At 74.9% G+C, this 6,339-nt stretch carries 3 protein-coding genes; 1 reads left to right on the forward strand and 2 read right to left on the reverse strand.

Translation table 11 applies throughout. From position 1 onward, the window contains the following. Positions 1-74 precede the first annotated feature (74 nt). Positions 75-1,715 (reverse strand): FAD-dependent monooxygenase, encoded by a 1,641-nt coding sequence (locus ACH4PU_RS35105; protein WP_398281741.1) that lies wholly within the window; start codon positions 1,713-1,715, stop codon positions 75-77. 190 nt (positions 1,716-1,905) lie between these two features. Here ACH4PU_RS35105 and ACH4PU_RS35110 point away from each other — a divergent pair, with 190 nt between their 5' ends. Next, positions 1,906-2,841, forward strand: coding sequence for a phytanoyl-CoA dioxygenase family protein (locus tag ACH4PU_RS35110; protein ID WP_398281743.1), 936 nt, complete (start codon positions 1,906-1,908; stop codon positions 2,839-2,841). A 123-nt stretch (positions 2,842-2,964) separates the two neighbouring features. Here ACH4PU_RS35110 and ACH4PU_RS35115 read toward each other — a convergent pair. Then, a partial coding sequence (locus tag ACH4PU_RS35115) for an SDR family NAD(P)-dependent oxidoreductase (RefSeq protein ID WP_398281746.1) occupies positions 2,965-6,339 on the reverse strand: 3,375 nt, incomplete at its 5' end.

Raw genomic sequence — 6,339 nt, forward strand, 5'->3', positions numbered from 1 at the left:
GCACCCGCGCGCCACTGCCCGGCGGTCCGTGAAGGACCGCCGGGCAGTGTGTCGTCACCGGCCGGGTGTTCCGGTCAGCCGTCCGCGCCCGGACCGCCGAACCAGCGCTCCAGCGCGGACCGCAGCCCGGCGTCGTCCGCGGCCGGGCCCGCGCCGCCGGCCGCCCAGCACACATGGCCGTCCGGCCGGACCAGCACAGCCCGGACGTCATGCGCGTCCCCGCCGTCCCGGCCCTCGACCGGCACCGCCGCCACGTGCGAGACCCGGTCCTTACGGCCGCCCAGAGCACCCGCCAGCTCCCGCCGCCCGTCCAGCTCCAGCAGCAGCCCCCGGCCGGAGTGCATCAGGCCGGCGAAGCGCACCGGCTCGCCGTCGACCAGCAGGTCGAGGTCGGGCATCAGGGCACCCACCAGCGGATGTCCGTCGTCGGTCCCGCCGTAGCGGATGGCCAGCCCCGAAGTGAGGCCCGCCAGGTACCGGTTGGTCTCCGGCTGTTCCACGAGCGCGGTCAGCAGGTCGCGCAGCGCCGACATGTCCTGTTCCCGGGAGAGCAGCGTGGACTGCGCCCGGGCCGATCCGAGGACCGCCGCGGCCACCGGGTGGCGCTCGGCTCCGTAGGTGTCCAGCAGGGCGTCCGGCGCCCGGCCCCGCACGACGGCGGCCAGCTTCCAGCCCAGGTTGAAGGCGTCCTGCAGGCCGAGGTTCATGCCCTGACCGCCGATGGGGAACACGATGTGGGCCGCGTCCCCGGCGAGCAGCACCCGTCCTTCCCGGTAGCGGTCCACCTGCCGGCAGGCGTCACCGAACCGGGACGCCCAGAGCAGTTCCTTCAGTTCGGCGGCCGGTCCCCCGACCGCGTGCAGGACGTCCCGCACCTCCTGGTCGGTGATCGGCGCGTCCCGGGGGATCGCCGGGCCGCCCGCCTGCTCGGGATCGGAGAACATCAGCCGGTACACGCCGTTCTCCAGGGGCACCAACGAGAAGTGCGTCTGCCGGCCGCCCCGGCTCAGTGTGATCATTCCGGTCAGCCCGACGTCCGGCACCAGCCGCACGTCCCGCCCGTCCACCGCCGGCAGATCCTGCGGGGGCGCCTCGGGGAACCACTCCTCGGGCGGGCGCACCAGCGTCACATCGGCCGCCACCCGGGTCTGCGGGCCGCCGTCCGTCCCCTCGAAGGCGAGACCGAGCTGCTTCCGCACCCGGCTGCGTGAACCGTCGCACCCCACCAGGTAGCGGCCGCGCAGCCGGCTCTCGCCCTCCGGTCCGCGTACCGTGGCGAGGACGCCGTCCTCGTCCTGGACGAAACCGGTGAGCTCGGTGCCGCGCTCCACGGTGACGCCGTGGTCCCCGCGCAGCCGTTCCTCCAGCAGCGCCTCCACCCGCGACTGCAGCACACCGATCTGCCGCGGGTAGCGGGACCCGAACGGCTCGTTGTCGAGGGCCACGGGGATGCCCGCGAAGAAACTCCGCTTCAGGAAGCCGAGTTCGATGGGATGCTCCTGAAGTCTCGCCAGGAGGCCCCGCATGTCCAGGATCTCCGACGTGCGGGGGTGCAGGTTCAACGCCCTTGACTGTCCGGTGGGTTCGGGCAGCACCTCCACGACGGCCGGCCGGACTCCCGCCAGCGCCAGCTCGTTGGCGAGCAGCAAACCGGTGGGGCCGGCACCGGCAACGATGACGTCCACTTCGAGGACGCCGCCTGATTGGTCGCTCAATTCCCCGCCTCCGCGCCTGGGTCTGCGGTGACCGCGATCGCCACCTCTGCCGTGCCGGACGCTACGCCGCGGGGAAAGCGGCGCTCTACCCCTGCCCGCCCCTAGTCCGCCGCCCCGGATTAGGGGTTGGGCGGGGTGGGAACCGACAGTAGCGTCGCCTCGAATATGTCTTCCATGGGACGAGGTGGCCATGACCGTGCATGCTCCCGAAGCTCCACTGCGCGAACTCACGGACGAGGAGGTGGCCGCCTACCGCGAGGACGGCGCCATCCGGGCGTCCGGGCTGTTCTCCGATGAGTGGGTGACCCGGATCTCCGAGGCGGTCGACCACGTCCTCGCCCACCCCTCTCTGCTGGCCCAGGCGACCGCCGACTTCGCGGAGGGCAAGGCCAACGGCGACGCCTTCATGTGGAAGGCGCACGAGACGTTCCGCGACTTCGTCTTCCGGTCCCCGGCGTCGCGGATTGCCCGCCGGCTCTTCGGCTCCGAGACCGTGACCGCCTTCTACGACCAGGTCTTCGCCAAGCCCCGGGGCACGGCGAAGCCGACGCCCTTCCACGAGGACGCCTCGTCCTTCCCCATCAGCGGGGACCAGGTCTGCGCCCTGTGGATCGCCCTCGACGCGTGCGGGCCGGAGACCGCCGCCCTCACCGTGGTGCGTGGTTCCCACCGCTGGGACCGCCGCCGGGCGCCCGTCACCTCCAGCCTGATGCACCGGGCCATGGGCGCCGGGGACACGACCGCCGCCGACGCCGCGGTCACGGCCGAGGAGCCGGCCCGGGACGTGCTGACCTGGGACGAGAGCGACCTGCTCGGCTGGGACCTGGCCCCCGGCGACGCCGTGATCTTCCACCCGGCCGCGCTGCACGGGGCGACCGGCACCGCACCGGAACACGGCCGCCGGGCCTTCGTCTCCCGCTGGCTCGGCGACGGCGTCACCTTCGCCCCGCAGAAGGGCGTCATGCCCATCCTCTGGGAGACGGGCCTGGCCCCCGGCGACCCGATGGGCGGCCCGCTCTTCCCCCGGGTGCTCCCGGTCCAGGACGACGCCGCCGCCCGGTGGGAGGCCCAGCAACCCGACCGGGAACGGCTGGACGACTTCCTGAAGCTGATCGGCAGAGGCTGACGTAGGCCAGGGGTCGCGCCGCACAGAGAGGAACAGAGAAGAAACAGAGAAGAAGGGGCCGTGGACGGCGAACCGCCCTCGGCCCCTTCTTCTTCTCGCGCTTCTCGCGCGGTGTGGTCTCGCTCAGTCCCCGGCCGGCGCCTCGGCGGCCCGTGAGTCCAGTTCCCCCGCGAGTCCGGCCGCCAGGGCCTCGGGGGTCGGGTGGTCGTAGACGGCCGTCGCGGGGAGGGGCAGGCCCGTGGCGGCGGTCAGGCGGTCGCGGAGTTCGATGGCCATGAGCGAGGCGAACCCCATCTCCAGGAAGCCCTGGCCGACGTCGACGGCCTCCGGTGCCGGATGCCCGAGCACCACGGCCGTGTGGGCGCGCACCAGCTCCAGGAGCGCCTGGTGCCGCTCCGGGCCGGACAGTTCCATGAGCGCCGACGCCGCCGCGGGGGCCGGGGCGTCCGCCGACGGGCCCGGCTCGGCCAGGAACGCGTCGACGAGCCCGCTGGGCCGGGCGCCGGTGAACACCGCGCCGAACCGCGCCCAGTCGACGTCGGCGACGAGGATCGCCCTCCCGTCCTGGCCGGCGGTCCGCAGCAGCGGCCCGAGCGCGTCCTCCGGTTCCAGGGGACGCAGCCCCGCCTCCCGCAGCGCGTCGGCCGACGGGTCGCCGCTCCACGGCCCCCAGGCCACCGAGGTGACCGGCAGTCCGCGCGCCGCCCGGCCCGCGGCCAGGGCCTCGGCGTAGGCGTCCGTCGCCGCCCGCGCCGCCTGGCCGACCCCGCCGAGGATCCCGGCGAGGGACGAGAAGACGACGAACGCGGAGAGGTCGAGCCCCTCGGCGAGCTCGAACAGCAGGTGCGTCCCGGCCCGCCGCCCGGCGACGAGGTCCGCGTACCCTCCGCCGGCCAGGTCCGCGACGAATCCGTCCCGGCTCGTCCCCTCCGCGTGCACCATGGCCTCCGGCGGGTGCTCCGCCAGCAGCCGGGTCAGCGCCTCGCGGTCGTCGGTCCGGCAGGCGGCGACGGTGACGCGGACACCGGACGCGCCGAGTTCCCCGGCCAGCCCGTGCGGGTCCGACCCGTCACCGGTCAGGACGAGGTGCCGGGCGCCGGCGGCCGCCAGCCGGCGGGCGACGTGGGCCCCGGCCCCCTCGGTCCCCCCGGTCACCAGCACGGTGCCACCGGGCGTCCACTCCGGCCCTTCGCCGTCCGGGGCCCCGGCGCGTACCAGCCGGCGGCCGAGGAGCCCGGCCGGCCGCAGGGCCACCTGGTCCTCGCCGGCCGCCTGGCCCGCCAGCACCCGGCAGAGCCGGGACCGGGCTCGCCGGTCCAGGGCGCCGTCGGTGGCCGGCAGGTCGACCAATCCGCCCCAGCGTCCGGGGTGCTCGAGGGCCGCCGCCCGGCCGAGCCCCCACAGCAGCGCGGCCCCGGGCACGGGGGCCGGTTCCGAGGGCGCCACGGCGACGGCCCCCGCGGTGAGCCACCACAGCGGTGCGTCGATGCCCAACTCGTCCGTCGTGGCGAGCAGTTCGGCGGCCCACGCGCCGTCCTCGGGGAACGCGACCAGGGCGGTGGTTCCGTCGCTCCCGTCCGGCAGGGCGGCCTTGAGGGATTCGGCGAGCCGGCTCGCGTCCGCCGTCACCGACCGCACCTCCGCCCCGTGCGCCAGCAGGGCCTCCTTCACCTCGCCCACGCGGCGGGCGCCGGTCCGTTCCGTCCCGGGCCGTCCGGTCTCGGCGACGACGAGGAGGAAGCGGGTGCCGGTGAGCCGGGGCGCGAGCCCGTCGGCCAGCGGTTGCCAGCCGACCCGGTATCGCAGGGTGCCGTCGGGGTCCGCGGCGAGGGTCCGGTTCCGCCAGCCGGACAGGGCGCGCAACGCGTCGCCGAGCCCCCGCTCTCCGTCCACCGGCTCTCCGAGCAGCTCGGCCAGAGCCCCGGCGTCACCGCTCTCGACGGCCGCCCAGAACCGCCCCTCTCGTTCCTGCCGGGACGTGCGGGGCTTCTCGCCTTCCCGCATCCAGTAGTGGTCGCGCGCGAAGGCATACGTCGGCAGGGCCACCGTACGGGCCCCTGCGAACAGGGCGGTCCAGTCCACTCCCGCACCCGCCATATGGGCCTGGGTCACCGCCGTGACCAGCGCCTCGGCCTCCGGCCGCCCCCGGCGTAGCACGGGCGACGACACCACGGCGCGCTCCGGGGACGCGGCGGCCCCGCCCGCCGGTTCCGACAGGCAGTCCCGGGCCATGGCCGCGAGGACGCCGTCCGGGCCCAGTTCGAGGAAGGTGCGGACCCCCAGGCCGGACAGTGTGCGCACACCGTCGTGGAAGCGCACGGTTCCGCGCAGGTGGCGCACCCAGTGGTCGGCGTCGACGGCGCCGGCCACGGCACCCGTCAGGTTGGACACCAGCGGAATCTCCGCCGGCCGGTGTCGGAGCCGGGACGCGACGTCGCGGAACTCTTCGAGGATCCCGTCCATGTGCGGCGAGTGGAAGGCGTGGCTGACCCGTAGTTTCCGGGTCCGGCGGCCCTCGGCCGCCCACTGGTCGGCGATCTCCAGGACGGCGTCGCGGTCCCCGGAGACGACCGTGGCGGCGGGACCGTTGACGGCGGCGACGGACACAAAGCGCTCCAGTCCGAGGAGCGACTGCCGCACCTCCTCCTCGCTCGCGGCGATGGCCACCATGGATCCGCCGTCCGGCGCGGCCTGCATCAGCCGGGCACGCGCCGCGACCAGCGCACAGGCATCGTCCAGATCGAGGATCCCGGCCGCGTGGGCGGCGGCCGGCTCGCCCAGGGAGTGGCCCAGGACGAAGTCCGGGCGCACACCCCACGACTCCAGCAGCCGGAACAGCGCGATCTCCAGGGCGAACAGGGCGGGTTGCGCGAACTCCGTGCGGTCGAGCCGCTCCTGGTCGTCGCCGAAGACGACATCCTTCAGCGACGGTTCCATCCGGCCGCACACCGCGTCGAACGCCTCGGCGAACACCCGGTGGGTGGCGTACAGTTCCCGGCCCATGCCGATCCGCTGGGACCCCTGGCCGGTGAAGAGGAACGCGAGCCGGCCGCCGCCGGCGACCGCCGGGGGAAGGGTGCGCGCGGCGGGTACCCCGTCGGCGAGCCGGGACAGCCCCTCGACGGCGTCCTCGTGCCCGGCTGCGATCACGGCCGCACGGTGCAGGAACGCGCTGCGTGTCGTCACGAGCGAGAGGCCGACGTCGGCCGGACGCAGTCCGGGGTGGGCGAGGAGGTGCTCGCGCAGCCGGGCCGCCTGCCGCCGGACGCCTTCGGCGGAACGCGCGGAGACGATGAGGGGAACGGCCGGGACTGGGTCGGATTCCTCGGCGGGCTGCTCCGCTTGGGGGGTGTCGGGGGCTTGTTCGAGGATGACGTGGGCGTTGGTGCCACTGATACCGAACGACGACACCCCCGCACGACGCGGACGCCCCTGCGGCTCGGGCCACTCCCGGGACTCGGTCAGCAACTCCACCGCACCCGACGACCAATCCACATG

Source organism: Streptomyces sp. NPDC021100, from assembly GCF_044333095.1.
Taxonomy (GTDB): domain Bacteria; phylum Actinomycetota; class Actinomycetes; order Streptomycetales; family Streptomycetaceae; genus Streptomyces.

Coding starts and splice junctions, on each gene's coding strand:
- ACH4PU_RS35110 (WP_398281743.1), top strand. CDS start 1,906: ATGACCGTGCATGCTCCCGAAGCTCCACTGCGCGAACTCACGGACGAG.